At 65.0% G+C, this 16,738-nt stretch carries 20 protein-coding genes; 7 read left to right on the top strand and 13 right to left on the bottom strand.

Annotated elements, in window-relative coordinates; translation table 11 throughout:
• Positions 1–7: 7 nt before the first annotated feature.
• The 4 genes from resB to ACR0R4_RS02560 form a co-directional block, all read right to left on the bottom strand.
• Positions 8–1,669 carry a cytochrome c biogenesis protein ResB gene (gene resB, locus ACR0R4_RS02545; protein ID WP_433645771.1) on the bottom strand — a complete coding sequence of 554 codons (1,662 nt, stop codon included), beginning with the start codon at positions 1,667–1,669 and terminating at the stop codon, positions 8–10.
• Positions 1,653–2,426, bottom strand: coding sequence for a cytochrome c biogenesis CcdA family protein (locus ACR0R4_RS02550; protein WP_433645772.1), 774 nt, complete (start codon positions 2,424–2,426; stop codon positions 1,653–1,655). The genes resB and ACR0R4_RS02550 overlap by 17 nt, the downstream gene beginning before the upstream one ends.
• 61 nt (positions 2,427–2,487) lie before the next feature.
• On the bottom strand, positions 2,488–3,153 hold the full coding sequence (locus ACR0R4_RS02555; protein ID WP_433645773.1) for a TlpA family protein disulfide reductase: 666 nt from the start codon (positions 3,151–3,153) through the stop codon (positions 2,488–2,490).
• 2 nt (positions 3,154–3,155) lie between these two features.
• Positions 3,156–3,797 carry a histidine phosphatase family protein gene (locus ACR0R4_RS02560; protein WP_433645774.1) on the bottom strand — a complete coding sequence of 214 codons (642 nt, stop codon included), beginning with the start codon at positions 3,795–3,797 and terminating at the stop codon, positions 3,156–3,158.
• 220 nt (positions 3,798–4,017) lie between these two features.
• On the opposite strand from ACR0R4_RS02560, the gene aspS reads away from it, so the two are divergent.
• Positions 4,018–5,361 carry an aspartate--tRNA(Asn) ligase gene (gene aspS, locus ACR0R4_RS02565; RefSeq protein WP_433645775.1) on the top strand — a complete coding sequence of 448 codons (1,344 nt, stop codon included), beginning with the start codon at positions 4,018–4,020 and terminating at the stop codon, positions 5,359–5,361.
• A gap of 119 nt (positions 5,362–5,480) precedes the next feature.
• On the opposite strand, the gene ACR0R4_RS02570 is transcribed toward aspS, so the two are convergent.
• Positions 5,481–6,446 carry an NAD(P)-dependent alcohol dehydrogenase gene (locus tag ACR0R4_RS02570; RefSeq protein WP_433645776.1) on the bottom strand — a complete coding sequence of 322 codons (966 nt, stop codon included), beginning with the start codon at positions 6,444–6,446 and terminating at the stop codon, positions 5,481–5,483.
• Between the two features lie 71 nt (positions 6,447–6,517).
• Here ACR0R4_RS02570 and ACR0R4_RS02575 point away from each other — a divergent pair, with 71 nt between their 5' ends.
• On the top strand, positions 6,518–7,174 hold the full coding sequence (locus ACR0R4_RS02575; protein ID WP_433645777.1) for a TetR/AcrR family transcriptional regulator: 657 nt from the start codon (positions 6,518–6,520) through the stop codon (positions 7,172–7,174).
• On the opposite strand, the gene ACR0R4_RS02580 is transcribed toward ACR0R4_RS02575, so the two are convergent.
• From ACR0R4_RS02580 to ACR0R4_RS02605, 6 genes are all read right to left on the bottom strand, one after another.
• A complete protein-coding gene (locus ACR0R4_RS02580; RefSeq protein ID WP_433645778.1) occupies positions 7,155–8,111 on the bottom strand; it encodes a homocysteine S-methyltransferase family protein in 957 nt (318 codons plus the stop codon). The genes ACR0R4_RS02575 and ACR0R4_RS02580 overlap by 20 nt on opposite strands.
• Before the next feature lie 254 nt (positions 8,112–8,365).
• Positions 8,366–8,890, bottom strand: a complete 525-nt coding sequence (locus ACR0R4_RS02585; RefSeq protein WP_433645779.1) for an NUDIX domain-containing protein — start codon at positions 8,888–8,890, stop codon at positions 8,366–8,368.
• A gap of 3 nt (positions 8,891–8,893) precedes the next feature.
• Positions 8,894–9,196 carry a Dabb family protein gene (locus tag ACR0R4_RS02590; RefSeq protein WP_433645780.1) on the bottom strand — a complete coding sequence of 101 codons (303 nt, stop codon included), beginning with the start codon at positions 9,194–9,196 and terminating at the stop codon, positions 8,894–8,896.
• A gap of 63 nt (positions 9,197–9,259) precedes the next feature.
• A complete protein-coding gene (locus ACR0R4_RS02595; RefSeq protein ID WP_433645781.1) occupies positions 9,260–9,556 on the bottom strand; it encodes a glutaredoxin family protein in 297 nt (98 codons plus the stop codon).
• 94 nt (positions 9,557–9,650) lie between these two features.
• Positions 9,651–9,749 (bottom strand): 30S ribosomal protein bS22, encoded by a 99-nt coding sequence (locus tag ACR0R4_RS02600; RefSeq protein ID WP_005504750.1) that lies wholly within the window; start codon positions 9,747–9,749, stop codon positions 9,651–9,653.
• Between the two features lie 124 nt (positions 9,750–9,873).
• On the bottom strand, positions 9,874–10,362 hold the full coding sequence (locus tag ACR0R4_RS02605) for an ArsR/SmtB family transcription factor (RefSeq protein WP_433645782.1): 489 nt from the start codon (positions 10,360–10,362) through the stop codon (positions 9,874–9,876).
• A 178-nt stretch (positions 10,363–10,540) separates the two neighbouring features.
• Here ACR0R4_RS02605 and ACR0R4_RS02610 point away from each other — a divergent pair, with 178 nt between their 5' ends.
• Positions 10,541–11,914 carry a TrkH family potassium uptake protein gene (locus tag ACR0R4_RS02610; RefSeq protein ID WP_433645839.1) on the top strand — a complete coding sequence of 458 codons (1,374 nt, stop codon included), beginning with the start codon at positions 10,541–10,543 and terminating at the stop codon, positions 11,912–11,914.
• Positions 11,907–12,572 (top strand): potassium channel family protein, encoded by a 666-nt coding sequence (locus ACR0R4_RS02615; protein WP_433645783.1) that lies wholly within the window; start codon positions 11,907–11,909, stop codon positions 12,570–12,572. Before ACR0R4_RS02610 ends, ACR0R4_RS02615 begins: the two co-directional genes overlap by 8 nt.
• A gap of 4 nt (positions 12,573–12,576) precedes the next feature.
• Here ACR0R4_RS02615 and proC read toward each other — a convergent pair whose 3' ends face one another.
• The gene (proC, locus tag ACR0R4_RS02620; RefSeq protein ID WP_433645784.1) at positions 12,577–13,428 is read right to left on the bottom strand and encodes a pyrroline-5-carboxylate reductase; all 852 of its coding nucleotides are present in this window, start codon (positions 13,426–13,428) and stop codon (positions 12,577–12,579) included.
• Between the two features lie 49 nt (positions 13,429–13,477).
• Between proC and ACR0R4_RS02625 the strand changes: the two genes are divergently transcribed.
• On the top strand, positions 13,478–14,440 hold the full coding sequence (locus tag ACR0R4_RS02625) for a cation diffusion facilitator family transporter (RefSeq protein WP_433645785.1): 963 nt from the start codon (positions 13,478–13,480) through the stop codon (positions 14,438–14,440).
• Positions 14,441–14,519: 79 nt separating this feature from the next.
• On the opposite strand, the gene ACR0R4_RS02630 is transcribed toward ACR0R4_RS02625, so the two are convergent.
• Positions 14,520–14,954, bottom strand: a complete 435-nt coding sequence (locus tag ACR0R4_RS02630; protein WP_433645840.1) for a nucleoside deaminase — start codon at positions 14,952–14,954, stop codon at positions 14,520–14,522.
• Between the two features lie 66 nt (positions 14,955–15,020).
• Between ACR0R4_RS02630 and upp the strand changes: the two genes are divergently transcribed.
• On the top strand, positions 15,021–15,656 hold the full coding sequence (upp, locus tag ACR0R4_RS02635; RefSeq protein WP_433645786.1) for a uracil phosphoribosyltransferase: 636 nt from the start codon (positions 15,021–15,023) through the stop codon (positions 15,654–15,656).
• A gap of 335 nt (positions 15,657–15,991) precedes the next feature.
• A complete protein-coding gene (locus ACR0R4_RS02640; protein ID WP_433645787.1) occupies positions 15,992–16,675 on the top strand; it encodes a winged helix-turn-helix domain-containing protein in 684 nt (227 codons plus the stop codon).
• The last annotated feature ends 63 nt before the right edge of the window (positions 16,676–16,738 follow it).

A 16,738-nucleotide genomic window follows, 5' to 3' on the forward strand; every position in this document is an offset into this window, starting at 1 on the left:
GCGCGAGCTACAGCCGGGCGCGGTGGTTGTCGCGCAGCTGCTCCGTCGCCCGCTCGAGCGCCGGGTCGTCGCCACGCGCGAGCGCCGCGTACTGCAGCACCACACCGTCTGCCACGGGAAGCGCCTTCACCCACATGCGGCGGCGCGGCACGAAGAGCGATGCGCCGAGTCCCGCGAGGGCGAGCAGGGCGAATATCAGCACCCACTCCTGGGCGGGGTTCTGCATGACGTCGAACGAGGCATACCGCGGTGCGGCCTCGAAGGAAATGGTTCCCATGCCGCCGGGCAGATCCACGGTGTCACCCAGTGTGAGCTCAAGCGAGTCGACCTCGATCGCACGCCCGGTGAGCTGCTGCATGTTCGCGGTGTCGAGGGCGTAGACCGACTGCGGCAGGCCCGCGTCGATACCCAGGTCACCCACGAACGCGTCGAGCGTCAGCACCGGGTTCGTCAGATCGGGGTAGCTGGAGCTGTAGGCACCCGACTCGAGATCGATCTTCGAGGGATAGAAGAATCCGCGCAGCCCGAGCTGCGTTGGCTCCCCCTCGAACTCAAGCCCATACGGCACCTTCACGACACCGAGCGAGGTGAGGTTCTGATCCTGGGGGATGAACGGCATCGACTCGCTGTAGACGATCTCGCCGCCCGCGTCGCGAATCGTGAGGGTGGGCGCATACCCGTTTGCGATGAGATAAATCGGCGAACCGTGCACGCGAAGCGGGTGATTCACGCGGATCACGTCGATCACTTCGCTGGCGTCCGGGTTGATCAGGGTGACGTTTGCGCGGTACTCGCGCACCAGGCCGATCGCGTCGAGATTCCCGTCTTCCGGAGTAACGTAGTCGACCTCAAGCGAGTCAAGCCGCATACCAAATGGCTCCAGGCTCGCGTCCCTGAACGAGGTGCCCGAAGTCGCCGAATCGTAGTCGATGAGTTGATTGACCATCGTCTCGCCCTCGACCAGCACTTTCTGCCCATTGAATGTGAAGGCACCTCCGATGGCCACGCTCACGAGCACCCCGACGAGCGCGAGGTGAAACACCAGGTTTCCGGTCTCGCGCAGATACCCACGCTCGGCCGACACCGAGATCTCGTGCTGCCCGCTTCTGCTCGTGGATCGCTGCACCTCGGTGCGGTACCGCTGCTGGCGCAGGATCGCCTGTGCCTCGGCGATCGCGCGCTCAGCGAACTCTTCACGCTCGGCATCAGTCGCGTTCGGATTTGAGAGCCGCTGCTCGGCGAATCCGGCCATGCGCTGGAGCCTCGCGGGTGTGCGCGGTGGAGCGCTGCGGAGCGCTTTCCAATGGTGGATGATGCGCGGCAGAACGCAGCCGATGAGCGAAATGAAGAGCAAGAGGTAGATCGACGAGAACCAGACCGACGAGTACACGTCGAACGCCTGGATCGGAAACGCATCAAGAATGGGGAACAGCGTGGGGTGATCCGCTTCGTACTGCAGCACGCCATTCGGGTCGGCGCCGCGCTGCGGCACCAGGGAACCCGGGATCGTCGCGACCGCGAGGAGCAGGAGCAAAATGAGCGCGACACGCATGCTGGTGAGCTGTCGCCAAAACCAGCGACCCCAGCCGCGTAGGCCGAGTTCGGGGGATTCGACGGTGGCGGAACCGCGTCCGCCACGTCCGTCTTCGTAATCAGAGGGCCGGGACAAAGCTCGACATCACCGCCTGGAGTGCATACATGATTTGGATCCATACCCCGCTGAGCATAAGTACCCCGATGATAATCAGCAGCACGCCGCCGATGAGGTTTACCGTGCGAATATGACGCTTGAAGAAGTTGGTCGCGGTGGTCATCCACCCGAACCCAAAGGCGGCGAGCACGAATGGCGCACCGAGCCCAATGCTATACATCAGGGCGAGCCAGGCACCGCGCCCAGCCGTACCACCCTGCAGTGCGAGTGAGCCGATGACCGACAGCGTCGGGCCGATACACGGGGTCCAGCCGATCGCGAATACGGCACCCAGCAGCGGTGCGCCCACGAGGCCCAGGCGTGGCTTGAGTTTCAACCGGGTCGTGCGTTGCATTCGACCGAACGCGCCGATGAATACGAGGCCCATGACGATGATGAGAGCCCCCATGATGCGCGTGATTGGGTCTTCCCACTGAATCAGCCACGAGCCGACGCTCCCCGCGAGTGAGAGGATCGCGACGAACACCGCGGTGAATCCGGCCACGAACAGCAGTGCGCCGAACACCATGCGCCGGCGAGTGCGTCGGGCATCGGTGAGGAGCGTTCCGTTTCCCGAGGTCCTGCCTGCGGAGCTGGCAGAGGCGCTGACGTAGGCGAGATACCCCGGCACGAGCGGCAACACACACGGGGAGACGAACGAGACGAGACCGGCAGCGAGTGCGATCACGGAGGCGACGAGCAGTTGCCCGTCCGCCACGAGATCAGTCACATCCACGCGCTAGCTCCTTCAGAATCGAAACATGTACCGATCGGCATACGCCGCTAAGTGGATCTGGCTAGCCCTCAGCGAGGGTTTCGTTGATCAGGGTGCGCAGCTGCGATTCCCCGGCGAGTTGCCCCAGCACCCGATGGGCGACGCGCCCTTCGGTGTCGAGCACCAGCGTGGTCGGCACCGCGTTGAGCGGCACCTGACCAGCGAACGCCCGCTGCACCGCTCGGCCCCCGGCAGAATCCATGATCGAGGCGTATTGGACTCCGAACTCCTTGGCGAACTGAGTTGCTTGCGCACTCTGATCGCGCGTATTCACCCCAACAAACTGCACACCCTGCGGCGCGAACTCGTCGTACGCGGCAACCAGGTCGGGCGCTTCGGCGCGGCAGGGAGCGCATCCGGCGTACCAGAAATTCACCACGGTGACCGAGCCCAGTGTGTCGGCCGACCCCAGCTCGTCACCATACTCGGTGATGCCCGAGAATTCCACCGGCTCAGTGCGCTCGGCGGGGGCGATACTCAGCGACGAACCGTCGCCCGAGACGAAGCCCTTCTCGCCCGAATCTTCCCACTGCTGCGCAAGCGTGTCGGCCTCACCCGTCGAGCATCCCGCGAGCCCAAGCCCCAGCGCGGCAGCCAGGGGCAGCGCGAGCAAAGTCGCCAGGGCGCGGGTGCGGCCAATTCCCCCGCCACGCCGCGATCCACCATATGCACCATCAAACATATTCATCGCTACACCGCCCCGATATCGATCGCGTCGCCCAGCAAGTCGGCCGCGGGAGTGCGATAGTCGACCTCGAACCACCGGCCGCCCCGCTGCTCGAAGCTCGTGATGCTCGAGAGCGCACAGCGCCGGTGCGCAGGATTGTGCGCGAGCGATTTGCCGGCAACGTCAAGATGCGCGGCCCAAATCACAGCCTGATGGCTCACCATCACGATGTCGCCCTCGCGGGTCGACTCCCACGCCTCATTCATGGCCTCGCGCACGCGGGTCGCGATGCTGCGATAGGGCTCACCCCAGCTGGGGCGCAACGGGTTCCAGAAGCGGTACCAGTAGCGCGGGTTCTTGAAGGCTGCCCCACCGCGGTTGACCTGGCCCTCGAAGGCATTGGTTGGTTCAATGATGCGTTCGTCGGTCGCGGTCTCGAGACCGAAGGTCTGCGCGATCGGGTCTGCCGACTGCTGCGCGCGCATCAGCGGCGAAGCGATCAGCCGACCGATTTTCCGGTCAGCCGCGGCCAATTCGAGCGCCGCGGACTCGGCCATGCGCGCGCCGAGTTCTGACAACCCAAACCCTGGCATGCGACCGTAGAGCACGCCATCGGGGTTGTGTACCTCGCCGTGGCGCACCAGGTGCAAGAGTTTGTCGCTCACACAGCCATTCTAGGTTTGCCCCGCCTGTGAACTCCCGCCGCTCGCCTCGATCCCGCGCCACACAATGTCGAGGGCCGCATGGCACCGGGCGCAGTCCGTCGGGGTGGACGCTCGCGCAGGGTTCAGCGCGTCTCAACCCTGCGCACACGTCCACCCTGGGGCTGGAATCAGAGACGCACGGCGCGAAGCGCCGCACCACCGACGCGGGTAGACTGGCCGGGTGACTGAGCGTGTATTGATCAAGGACCTGGCCGCGCGTACCGACGGCCCCGTGCGAGTGGCCGGATGGGTCGAGAAGGTGCGCGACCAGCGCTACGTGCAGTTCGTCGTGCTGCGCGACGAGAGCGGCGCCGTGCAGCTCGTGAACGGCGGCGTGCTGCGCGAGACCGACCCCGAGAACCCACGCTCCGACATCCTGGTGCCCCGCACTCAGACCATCAGCGACCTCACCCACGGCACCTTCGTCTCCGTGACGGGCGAGTTGCAGCACAACGAGCGCGTCAAGCTCGGCGGTGTCGAGATCCAGATCGAAGACATAGAGGTTATCGCGAGCGCACTTCCCGACAACCCGGTCGCCGAAGACTCGGGCCTTGACGTGCGCATGGATTGGCGCTTCCTCGACCTGCGTCGCCCCGAGCAGAACCTCATCTTCCGCATCCAGACCACGTTCCTGAACGCGTTGCGCCAGGTGTGGATCGAGCGCGACTTCATCGAGATCCAGACCCCGAAGCTGATGGCGAGTGCGTCCGAGTCGCGCGCCGAGCTCTTTGAGGTCGAGTACTTCGAGCGTACCGCCTATCTTGCTCAGAGCCCCCAGTTCTTCAAGCAGATGGCGCAGGCAGCAGGCTTCGGCGGCATCTTCGAGGTGGGCCCGGCCTTCCGCGCCGACCCCTCGTTCACCTCGCGCCACGCAACCGAGTTCACCTCGATCGACACCGAGTTCAGCTGGATCGACTCGCACGAGGATGTGATGGAGCTGCACGAGGAGCTCATGGTTGCCGGCCTCGCAGCGGTGAAGGAGAAGCACGGGGAGGCGATCCACAAGCTCTTCGGCATTGAAGTTGCGGTGCCGTCGCGCCCGTTCCCGCGGATCCCGCTCGCCGAGGCGAAAGAGATCGTGAAGGAGCGCGGCTACGAGGTGCCTCGCGCCGATGCAGACATGGACCCCGAGGGCGAGCGCCAGATTGCCGCCTATGCCAAGGAGAAATTCGGGCACGACTTCGTGTTCCTCACAGACTACGCCTCGTCGATCCGCCCGTTCTACCACATGCGTCACGAGGGTGACGCCGAGCTCACCAAGAGCTACGACCTCATCTACCGCGGTGTCGAGATCTCAACCGGTGCGCAGCGCGAGCACCGCATCGACGTGCTCGAGGCGCAGGCGATCGAGAAGGGGATGGATCCAGAGGAGCTGTCGTTCTACCTCGACTTCTTCCGCTACGGGGTGCCCCCGCACGGCGGGTTCGGCATGGGCCTCGGCCGGGTGCTGATGCTGCTGCTGCAGCAGTCGTCGATCCGCGAGGTCACCTACCTGTTTAGGGGACCAACTCGGTTGCTCCCCTAAACAGAAGGTGACCCCCCGAGGTCGAGACGACCTCGGCTCGCCTCGCGCGACGATCAGAAATGATCGTCGCTCCAAGCTCGGCGGGCCTACCTCTTCCGCGGCCCGACGCGCCTGCTGCCTTAGGAGGCGTTCGGGAGCACCACGATGTTGCCGACCTTATGGCCCGAGTCGACAATGCGGTGCGCTTCCACGAGCGCGTTGAGCGAACCCAGGCTGCGGGTCAGTGGATCGAGCTGCCCTTCAACAACCAGACGCATGAGCTCCGCGAAGTCAGCGGGGCGCTCCGGCGCGACGCCCGCGACCACTCGACCGCGCGCACGCACCGTGTCGACGAGGTCAGCAGCTGCGAGCACGAGCGTGCCGTCCGGGCCCAACAGGCTGAGGCCCAACTCGCGGTCGATGTTTCCGACAGCGTCGAACACCACGTCGTAGCTCTGGCCAAGCGCCGCAAGTTCGGCGACCGGCGTGACGGAATAGTCGATGACCGACTCAGCACCAATTCGGCGCATGAGTTCCGCATTCGCTGCGCTCGTGACGGCGGTCACAGTGGCGCCAAAATGCCGCGCGAGCTGCACCGCCGCGCTGCCCACGGCACCAGAGGCCCCGTTGACCATCACGGTCTGACCCGGCCTCAGCCCAGCTCGATCCCGCAAGAAATAGAGCGCCGCGGTGCCGCCAAAGAGCACCCCGGCCGCGTCTGCGTGGCTAAGGCCAGCGGGCTTCAGAGCGACGCGATCCACCGGCACCGCCGCAACCTGGGCGTGCATGCCGAGCGTCTTCCCGTTCATGCCGGCGACCTCGTCACCTGGAGCGAAGCCGGTGACCACTTCGCCCACCCGCTCAATCACGCCGGAGTAGGCGATGCCGAGCACGTGCGTGCGCGGTCCAGTGAACCCGAAGCCGAGCTTCGCCACCACACCGAAGCCGCGGGGGAAGCGCCCAGCCCGCAGACGTCCGTCGGCCGCAGTCACGGCGACCGCCTCGACACGCACCAGCACCTCGCCGCGCTTCGGCTCGGGCGTGGGCTGATCCACAATTTCGACTACCTCGGGCGCCCCGTACCGCCGCACCACTGCTGCCTGCATGTTCTCTCCTTACACCTGTAAGCCGTCAGGAGTACTGTAACCTTACAGTCGTAAGAACGCAAGGAGGCAGAATGCAGCAACGGACACCGCTCAGCAGAGCGAGCATCGTGCAGGCCGCTGCCGCTGCCGCAGACAGCGGTGGCCTGACCGGAGTCAGCATGCGGCGCGTGGGTCGCGAGCTGGGCGTCGAGGCGATGTCGCTCTACCACCACATCGCGAACAAGGACGAACTCCTCGATGCCCTCGTCGACTGGGTCTTTGCGCAGATCGAGCTGCCCACGCCGGAAGACAGTTGGCGCGCGGGAATGGTGAGAAGGGCCGCCTCGGCCAGGGCAGTGCTCACCGCTCACCCCTGGGCGCTCGGACTGATTGAATCTCGGGCCAACCCGGGCCCCGCCCTCCTCACCCACCACGACGCGGTGATCGGTTGCCTTCGCCGGGGCGGCTTCTCCGTGATGCTCGCCTCGCACGCGTTCTCAGCGATCGACGCTTACGTCTACGGCTTCGCCCTCACCGAGCAGAGCCTGCCGTTCGACCCGTCGGCGAGCGAGTCTGCGGGTGACTTCGCTAACGAGTTCATGCCGCTGATCGAGCAATATCCGCACCTCGCCGAGCTCGTGACGACGCTCACCTCCGGGCGAGACTACGTCTTCACCGACGAGTTCAGCTACGGGCTCGATGTCATTCTCGACGAGCTCGAACGCCGCCTCACGGCCACTCCGACCTAGCGCTCAGTGCAGCGGCCAGGGCCGCGATGTGTGGCGCATCGGTGCCGCAACAGCCACCGAACGTCTGGGCTGCGGGCGCGAGCGTTCGCAGACTGGCAACTCCGGTCGCGAACGCCTCGGGGGCATCCCCCGGCGCGTCGTCTCCGTGTACCGCAGCGTTGAGGCGGAACCCGACGAGGCGATCCGCCAGCGTCTTCGCCCCATCAGCGGCCTGAACCTCGCTCAGTGGCAGGGAACTCGCGTCTTGCCAGCCCGACGTCACCTCAATCGCTCTGACCGCCTCACTCGGGTGGGCGCAATTCACGAGAAAGCCACCGGCGTAGCCACCCGTCGCAATATCCACCGAGTGGATCGCCTCGCCCAGCGTGGCCCCATCGGCCAGGCGCCCGTTGGCGCCGACCGTGAACGACACGACGACCGGCACTCCGAGCGTCCTGGCTGCCCGCACGATACCCGTCGCCTCGGCAGCGTCTTGCATAGTGACGGCGGTGATGCGATCCACCCTGGCCCCTGCGAGCGCTCGCACCTGCGGCGCGTGGTACACCTCCGCCGCATCGGCCGCCATGCGCTGCTCGGCTACCCAGTCGTCGAAGCGCGGACCAACGCAGCCCCCGATCTGCACGGTGGCACCAGCACCGAATTCGCGGGCGCACTCACGAGTGAGTGCGACAGCCTCTGTGTTTACCCGCGCGAGCCCCAGCGCGTCGTACCCCAGCGCAGCCCCCCAGTCTGGATTCGCGCGCCAGGTGGGCGTGTCGAGCACGATTGGGGTGCCGGTGGTCGCCGCGATCTCGAGAAACGGGCGATAGTACTCGCGCAGCGCGGCGCGCCCCTCGTCAGTACCGAGCAGCACAAACGCGGCGAACTCCGGCAGCTCCTGACCGAGCCGTTCGGTAAGCGCCGTTTCGATGCCGCCGTCGGTGATGGTGAATGCCATGCCTACCCCTGTTCGTCGCTGCCACGGAATCAATGAGCTCGATGAGATCACACCGTGAGGGTCACGAGGTGTGACACCCCGAGCGTATCCCGGTTCACGCGCGCCAGACAGGGATCCACCTCAGCCTGGGAGGGCGCAATTGGCTGCTTCGACCAGGTCGAAAGCGCCACTTACGCCCGTGCCGGGGCACCGGAGGGCCGCGGAGCCGAGCAACAAGGACGCCGAGCGGCCGAGTATGCCGGAACCGGAACCGCCTATGTCACCAGCGTGGCGAGCGCGGCGCACATGTCGCGCACGAACGAAGGGTTGAAAACCGCAGTGGATCCGCCGGTGCCGAGCAGCTCAGCGGCCCGAGCGAGTGCATCACGCAGAATCCGCTCGTGATCGAAGGCAAGCTGCCCGGGCGAAAGTGCCAGAAAGACCGGGTACCAATCGGCGGTTGCCGCGTCGTCGCCGGCGCTCACCTCGGCAAACTCCTCCGAGATCGCGAGGTACACGACGCTCAGCGTGTCGCCGCGTGGGTCGCGATGGGCGAGCCCGTAGGCCCCGAGCTGCACGAAGATCCCGGGCGTGTCGGTGAGGCCCGTTTCCTCGGCGAGTTCACGCCGTGCCGCATCCTCGATCATCTCCCCGGGCTCGACGAATCCACCGGGGAGCGCCAGTTGCCCCACGAACGGCTCGAACTTCCGCTCGACGAGCAACACGCACAGCTTGCCGTCATGCAGGGTGAGCGCCGCGACGTCACCAGCGACCGGGAAGCGCGTCGGAGCGGGTGCCACCGACTACACCGTGAAGTCGGTAGCCACGCGACCCGCCGCGTGCCGCTTGATGACTGCACCCGCCGCAACGTGTTCGGGGTGCACCACGTACGCGGCGAGCCCCTCGGCATCGTCGAAGTCGGCGATCAGCGTCACGTCCCAGTTGTCACCATCGAACAGGTCGTTGCGGTGCACCGAGATGGCACGCACGCTCGGCACGGTCTCGGCGAGTGGCGACAGCGCCGCGATGATCTCGGTGGCCTGCGCGTCACGCGCTTCCCGACTCTCGCCGCTGAGCTTCCAGGTGACAACGTGGCGCAGGGTCATGGGGTTCCTTCGGGTTGTAGTGCGGGTACGGTGTGTTTGTGGATCGCCGAGCGATCCACATTTCTATGTGGCACGCGAGAACACGCCGCGCCAGCCCGACGCACGCTCGACCGCCCGAGTGAGCTTCTGCGGATCGACGCGCCAGATCGCGTGGCGTCTGCCCCCGATGAGCACCACGGGAATGTCTTCTGCGTGCAGCCGCGCGAGCTCGGGGTCAGTCAGGATGTCACGTTCGTCAAGCGTCGCAATGATGCCGCGCTCTGCGAGTTCACTACAGACGCCTGTGATCACTGCGCGCGCGTCGTCGCACAGGTGACACCCCGGCTTAGAGAGCAGCGTGATGGCAACGGGCTTCGACACGGAACCAGTCTAGGCCGCGGCAAAACATTCGGGCACAGCAAAGGCGCCGAGCAGAGCCCGACGCCCGCCACCAACGCGCCGTAAGGCGCGCTGACTACTTTTTGTTGCGGCGCTGGTGACGCGTCTTACGAAGCAACTTGCGGTGCTTCTTCTTGGACATGCGCTTGCGACGCTTCTTGATGACTGAACCCACGGTAACCTCACAACGTCTATAGGGCCGCCAGTTTGTGGCCCACAAAACATCAATAATACCGCGACGGGGGTGCGAGCGCGAACCGTGCACTCTGAAGTGGATCGAGAAGACCCGCCCGAGCGCCCTATTCCCGCAGTTTGAAGCGAGCTACGAGTTCTTTTACGCGGTGCTCGGCGCGCGCGGCGACACGCCCGATCCGCTCCGCCGCGGCGGCCGTGGAGTCGGGGAGCACTTCCTCTTCAAGCGCTTCGTCGCCATAACCGTCTCCGAAGCGCCCCTCAGGGTCGGTCATGATCTCGCCAGACTCCGACACATATTCGACGGTCACCTCAGTGTCAAAACCCACCGAAAGAAACGGGATGACGAAATCTTCGATCATCTCGAGCGGCTCGGGGTTGAGCGAGTAGTAGCGATGCTGCCCCTCCTCCCGAACCGACACCAGCTCCGCCTCTCGCAACACCTTGAGGTGTTTCGAGACGGTGGGCTGGCTCATCTCAAGCTGAGTCACGATTTCAGAGACGCTGATCTCTGAATCCTGCACATGCCGTTCGAGGAGTACCTGCAAAATATCTCGCCTGGTCGCGTCCGCAATGACCCCGAATATGTCTGGCATAGCCACAAGAGTATCTGAGCAAACGCGATCCGCGTTGTAGCATGACCTGTGCGGTTGCTGCGGCCTGCGGCAAACTCGCCAAACCGGGTGCGAACTACGGGAAGAAGGTTGTGTGAGGGCGCTCACGCGGGCTCGACGAGCCTCGGCACCATCGACACAGAAATCATGGCTGCACGCCCTGATTGAATCCTCGCCTGCCCGCTTCGCCCTGCTCGTCTTCACGGCATTGATCCTGCTGTGGACGGCGCTCCTTTCCCTTCCGTTCGCGAGCGCACGAGGAGAAATCACCCCGCTGGCCGATGCGCTCTTCACCGCGGTCTCTGCCATTTGCGTGACCGGCCTCACCACCGTCAACATGGCGACGCACTGGTCTGTCTTTGGAAACATCGTGATTCTCGCCGGGTTCCAGATCGGCGGAATTGGGGTTCTCACCCTCGCGAGCATGCTCGGGCTCACTGTCACCCGTCGCCTCGGTCTGCGCCAGCGGCTCCTCGCTGCGGCAGATACGAACCCGGCGCGCACGAGTAAGGGCACCAGCGAGAGTCAGGCCGTGGGTCTCGGCGATATCGGCGGCCTGCTCGCTGCGGTTGCTGTCAGCCTGCTCGTGATCGAGGCGGCACTCACGCTGCTGATCGTTCCCCGGCTGATGATGGAGGGGTTCGGGTTCGGTTCTGCCCTGTGGAACGGCTTTTACCTCGCCGCCTCAGCCTTCACAAATACCGGGTTCGTCCCCATCGAAAGCGGCCTCGAACCGTTCGCGACCGATTTCTACCTGCTGACGGTGCTCGCCGTCGGGGTATTTCTGGGAAGCATCGGGTTCCCGGTGATCTTCGCCCTCTACCGCATGGTCGCTGGTCGTGGATGGAAGCGCAACAAGCGGCTCGGCCTCCACGCAAAGCTCACGCTCACCACGACGATCGCCTTTGTGTTCCTCGGTTGGCTCGGCATTGGCGCACTCGAATACAACAACAGTCAAACGCTCGGCAGTCAGGGCTTCTGGCAGACCATCATGTCGGCTGGCTACACCTCAGTCATGACGCGTTCGGGCGGACTCGGCATCATGGATCCGAGCGAGATGAACGGGTCAACCCTTCTGGTGATGGACATGCTCATGTTTGTCGGGGGTGGATCGGCCTCCACCGCCGGCGGCATCAAGGTCACCACGATCGCCGTGCTCTTCCTGGCGGCGTACGCCGAGGCTCGCGGCTACCAAGACATGCAGGCGTTTGAGCGGCGGATCCCAACCGAGGTGCTCCGCCTTGCTGTCTCGATCGTGATCTGGGGATCCACTATCGTGGCAGCCGCATCGATCGCAATTTTGCACATGACCAAGCTCCCCCTCGACCTCGTGCTGTTCGAGGTGATCTCGGCATTTGGCACCTGTGGCCTCTCCACGGGGGTCTCCGAGGCGCTCCCGGATGCTGGAAAATACGTGCTCTCCGCCACCATGTGGGCGGGGCGTGTCGGTACGGTGACGCTCGCCGCCGCCATCGCGGCAACCAGTCGCCGCCGCATGTTCCGCTTGCCCGAAGAAAGGCCGATCGTTGGTTGACATCCGCTCTGACGCACCCGTAATCGTGATCGGGCTCGGCCGCTTCGGCGCCGCGACCGCCGGTCAACTCGACCGCCAAGACCGCGAGGTGCTCGTGGTCGATACCGATGCTGCCCTCGTGCAGAAGTGGTCTGACCGAGTCACCCACGCGGTGCAAGCAGATGCCAAGTCGATTGAGGCGCTGCGCCAGATCGGTGCAGCGGACTTCAAGATCGCGGTCGTGGCCACTGGAGCCTCGATCGAGGCGAGCGTGCTCATCGCCGCCAACCTCGTCGACCTGGGGGTGCCGCAGATCTGGGCCAAGGCGATCTCGCAGTCGCACGGCAAGATCCTCGAGCGCATCGGCGTGAATCACGTGATCTATCCCGAGCGCGAGGCAGGCGAGCGCGTTGCCCACCTGTTGAGCGGCAGCATGCTCGACTTCATACAGTTCGACGACAACTACGTCATCGCAAAGATGTACCCGCCGCGATCCATCCGTGGCCTGTCGCTCAAGTCCAGCGGGGTGCGCACGCGCTATCGCATCACGGTGGTCGGCGTGAAGACTCCAGGGCAGCCTTTCACGCACGCCACGCAAGACACGGTGATCTCGACACACGACCTCATCATCGTGTCGGGTGCCGGAGCTGACGTCGAGCGCTTCGCGGCGATCGCGTAGGTGTCTATCCCTGCGCGATCTCCCGAGATCGCGCCATTGCCGCGGCAAAGGCGCGGTCGAACAGCGCACCCCACTCGCCGCTTTGCAACACCTCGATTGCACGCTCGGTGGTGCCGTTCGGACTCGTGACGTTGCGGCGCAATTGGGCAGGGCTCTCAGTGGATCGCGACAGCAGCTCCGTGGCACCCATCACGGTGCCCTGCGCCAGCACCTTGGCTTCCTCGGCCGAGAAACCGAGTCGTTCGGCGGCAGCCTGAAACTCCTCAACGAAGAGAAACAGGTACGCCGGGCCCGATCCCGACACCGCACCGAGTGCATCAAGACGCTCCTCCCCCAGCACGATGACCGCTCCAACGGTCTGGAAAAGTCGGCGCACGACATCAACCGCGCCTGCGCTTGCTGAAGCACCCCCCGCCACCCCGGTGACCCCTCGGCCGACATTTGCGGGCGTGTTGGGCATGGCGCGCACCACGGACACAGTTGCGGGCACGATGGCCTCCATGCTGGCGGTGGTGATGCCAGCGGCGACGCTCACCACGATGGCCTCGGGTTCGAGATCGTCAGCGACCTCGCGCAAAACGTCGTGAATGAGCCAGGGTTTCACCGCCAGAATCACGAGCTGGGCCCCGCGCACAGCCCAGCGGTTAGCTTCCGCTGTCTCCTCAGCCGCATACGCAACGACATCATCGGCATCCGCAAACGCGGCGGCGCTGGCCACCGAATTCACCGTCACCGTGATGGGGCCACTGGTGTGCTCGCCCGGGCCTCGGAGGCCCGCGAGAATCGCTCCGCCCATGGATCCGACCCCCAGCATCGCGACGCGCGGGAGTGCCTGACTGTCAGATGTATTGCTCATACTCACCAAGTCTAGGATGGAGGCATTGCGACGAAGGGATCCATCTACTATGAGCGCTACCGGCGGAAGCAAAGCGATCATCGCGGCATTTCTCGCGAACACGGGCATCGCAATTACGAAGTTCATCGCGTGGATCTTCTCCGGCTCCTCCTCGATGCTTGCAGAAAGCGTGCACTCGGTCGCCGATGCCGCCAATCAGCTCCTTCTCCTCCTCGGCGGCAAGCGCGCAAAGCAAAAGGCCGACAAGGAGCATCCGTTCGGGTACGGGCGGGTGCGTTACGTGTACGCATTCGTGGTGGCGATTGTGCTCTTTGCCATGGGCGGGGTGTTCTCAGTGTACGAGGGGATCGCAAAGATTCGCGATCCGCATCCCCTTGAATTCTGGTGGCTACCGCTGCTCGTGCTCACGATCGCCATCGTGCTCGAGAGTTTCTCGCTACGCACCGCGATCAAAGAGAGCCGGCCGCACAAGGGCAACTCCAGCTGGATGGCCTTTATCCGGAAGTCTAAGGCGCCCGAACTTCCCGTCGTGCTGCTCGAGGATGTCGGAGCCCTGCTGGGCCTCATCATCGCATTCTTTGGCGTAGGCCTCACCGTGCTGACCGGCAACAGTGTGTTTGACGGCGCGGCAACGATCGCGATTGGCGTGCTGCTGATCCTCATTGCCGCGGTGATCGGCTGGGAGGTTAAGAGCCTGCTCGTCGGCGAGGGTGCCAGCGATGGTGATGTCGCGAAGATCGAGGCGGCCCTCCTCGCGAGCAGCGATGTCGACCGCATCATCCACATGAAGACCCTGTACGTCGGTCCCGACGAGTTCATGATCGGCGCGAAGGTCAGTCTCGCAGCCGATCGCACGATGAAGGAAGTCTCGGTTATCGTGAATCTCGCCGAGCGCCGCGTGCGCGAGGCGGTGCCAGCGGCCCGCATTATCTACATCGAGCCAGACGTGTGGATCGACCCCAACGCAACTCAACCCACCACGAGTTCGGTGGTGATGCTGTCGAGCGACTAACCGCTCGCTTTGGCCGGGGCTACTCCCGGAGGTTCTCTATCGCGCGCTCGAGGACTGAAGCGCCGAGTTCGGGGCCTCGCTACCGGCGTGTTGCGAAGAAGTCGGCAAGGAGCTGTGCGCACTCGTCGGCGCGCACACCGGCGACGACCTCGGGCACGGGATGCGGCAGGCGTCCATCGCGCAGCAGGTCGTACACGCTGCCTACGGCGCCCGCCTTTTCGTCCCAAGCCCCGAATACCACGCGCGGCACTCGGGCGGCGAGAATCACCCCGGCGCACATGACGCACGGCTCGAGCGTCACCACGAGGGTGCACCCATCGAGATGACGGTCGCCAAGCGCGGCCGCAGCCTGACGGATCGCGAGCACCTCGGCGTGAGCCGTCGGGTCTTGCCCTGCCTCGCGCGCATTGCGCCCAGCACCGATCACGAGGCCCTCCGAATCGATGACAACCGCGCCGACCGGAATCTCGCCTTCCGCCGCCGCCAGCTCGGCCTGCTCAAGCGCGAGTTCCATGTGCGCGGCTTCGGCCGGGCTCACCGGAATCGAGTTCACTCGGACCTTCTTCGGTAGGGTTGTGCCATGCGTCTCGTCATCGCGGAACACCCGCTGATCACTCACAAGCTTACGGTTCTGCGCGATGCGAAGACCCCGCAACCCACCTTCCGCATGCTGACCGAAGAGCTCATGACGCTGCTCGCGTACGAGGCAACCCGAGAGGTTCGCGTCGAGCCCTGCACCATCGAGACTCCGGTCGCCACCACCACGGGCGTGCAACTCACGCATCCGCTCCCACTCGTCGTACCGATCCTTCGCGCCGGCCTCGGCATGTTGGAGGGGATGGTGAAGCTCGTGCCGACCGCGGAGGTCGGCTTTCTTGGAATGGTGCGCGACGAGGAGACCCTCCAGCCAGTCACGTACGCCGAGCGCTTGCCAGACTCACTCTCGGGCCGACAGTGCTTCGTGCTTGACCCGATGCTCGCGACCGGTGGATCGCTGGCGGCGGCCATCAAGTTCCTGTTCGACCGGGGCGCCGACGACGTCACCGCGATCTGCCTGCTCGGTACCCCCGAGGGTGTCGAGGCGATCCGCGAGGCTGCTGGCGACCGGCAGGTCACGCTCGTGCTTGGCGCACTGGATGAGGGCCTCAACGAGCAGGCATACATTGTGCCGGGTCTCGGCGATGCGGGCGACCGTCTGTACGGCACTGCGGACTGAGCAGGCGAGGCGCAGAGTTGACACATCGGGCAATGATTTGGTTAACTGAGCGTTATGACTCGCATCACGACATCCCAGTACGCCCTTGAGGTGAACTTTGGGGAGGCTGGCATGATGTGCCGCCGTGGTGCGATGCGCTGTCGAATGTGCATGTAGCAAGGATTTCCCGCCCGCACTCCTACCCGCATTTTGCGGAGGTTGGGTGCCCGCCGCGGCTTCGGCCGCGATCCACCGAGTACCGGTTCGACTGACTCGAACCGCGCTCGCCACGCACATCAGCGGCTGACGGCCGCACCGCCGCCGAATCTCGCGGCAAACGCTGTAAGGACTTCATCATGACGACCCAGACTCTCGACCAGGCCCGCCCCGACTTCGTCGCCGATCTCGCACCCGTTCCCGAGCGCCGCGTGCCCGAAGGCACCGAGGTGCGCGGATTCGCGCTCTACGTGGGCCTCTCCGACGACAAGATCGAAGACGGAGACCCAAAACTCGGAGCCATCGTCGCCCAGATCAAGGAGCTTGTCGCGCAGCTCTCCCCCGCCGCTGAGACGTACGCCGCGGTAGCGCTGGCGCCCGAGGGTGCGGGCGGTCGCGACGTCGACGTGGTGCGCCTGGCGCTCGGCGACCCTGCCGCAATCGCTCGCCAGAAGCAGACTGCTCAAGAGAGTCAGGATCGCGCGGCCAGCGGAGTCACTATCGATCTCTCCCGCAAGCGTGTGTTGCTCGACAACGTGGCGGCACCACTCACTTTCCGCGAATTCGAACTCCTGCAGTACTTCGTGCTGCGCGAGGGACGCACCGTCAGCCGCGATGAGCTCATCACTTCGCTCTGGGCCGATGCCGCAGAGAGCGAGATCCCGAGCGAGCGCACCATTGACGTGCACGTGCGGCGGCTGCGGGTGAAGCTGGCTCAGTACCAAGACATCGTGCGCACCGTGCGGGGCATCGGGTACCGCTTCGACCGGCACGCCGACGTCGCGATTCTGCAGGGTGCGACGCCGAGCCCCGATCTCTTCTAGGCACGGCTTCTCGGCACGGCGCCGCAACTTCACACCACACATTTGTACACACCCTCTGATCGC

It is taken from the genome of Leucobacter fengyongliangi (genome assembly GCF_050971685.1).
Taxonomy (GTDB): domain Bacteria; phylum Actinomycetota; class Actinomycetes; order Actinomycetales; family Microbacteriaceae; genus Leucobacter.

Coding starts and splice junctions, on each gene's coding strand:
- ACR0R4_RS02555 (WP_433645773.1), bottom strand. CDS start 3,153: ATGAATATGTTTGATGGTGCATATGGTGGATCGCGGCGTGGCGGGGGA.
- ACR0R4_RS02640 (WP_433645787.1), top strand. CDS start 15,992: ATGACGACCCAGACTCTCGACCAGGCCCGCCCCGACTTCGTCGCCGAT.
- ACR0R4_RS02575 (WP_433645777.1), top strand. CDS start 6,518: ATGCAGCAACGGACACCGCTCAGCAGAGCGAGCATCGTGCAGGCCGCT.
- ACR0R4_RS02580 (WP_433645778.1), bottom strand. CDS start 8,111: ATGGCATTCACCATCACCGACGGCGGCATCGAAACGGCGCTTACCGAA.
- ACR0R4_RS02605 (WP_433645782.1), bottom strand. CDS start 10,362: ATGCCAGACATATTCGGGGTCATTGCGGACGCGACCAGGCGAGATATT.
- ACR0R4_RS02570 (WP_433645776.1), bottom strand. CDS start 6,446: ATGCAGGCAGCAGTGGTGCGGCGGTACGGGGCGCCCGAGGTAGTCGAA.
- ACR0R4_RS02630 (WP_433645840.1), bottom strand. CDS start 14,954: ATGGAACTCGCGCTTGAGCAGGCCGAGCTGGCGGCGGCGGAAGGCGAG.
- proC (WP_433645784.1), bottom strand. CDS start 13,428: ATGAGCAATACATCTGACAGTCAGGCACTCCCGCGCGTCGCGATGCTG.
- upp (WP_433645786.1), top strand. CDS start 15,021: ATGCGTCTCGTCATCGCGGAACACCCGCTGATCACTCACAAGCTTACG.
- ACR0R4_RS02590 (WP_433645780.1), bottom strand. CDS start 9,196: ATGACCCTGCGCCACGTTGTCACCTGGAAGCTCAGCGGCGAGAGTCGG.
- ACR0R4_RS02625 (WP_433645785.1), top strand. CDS start 13,478: ATGAGCGCTACCGGCGGAAGCAAAGCGATCATCGCGGCATTTCTCGCG.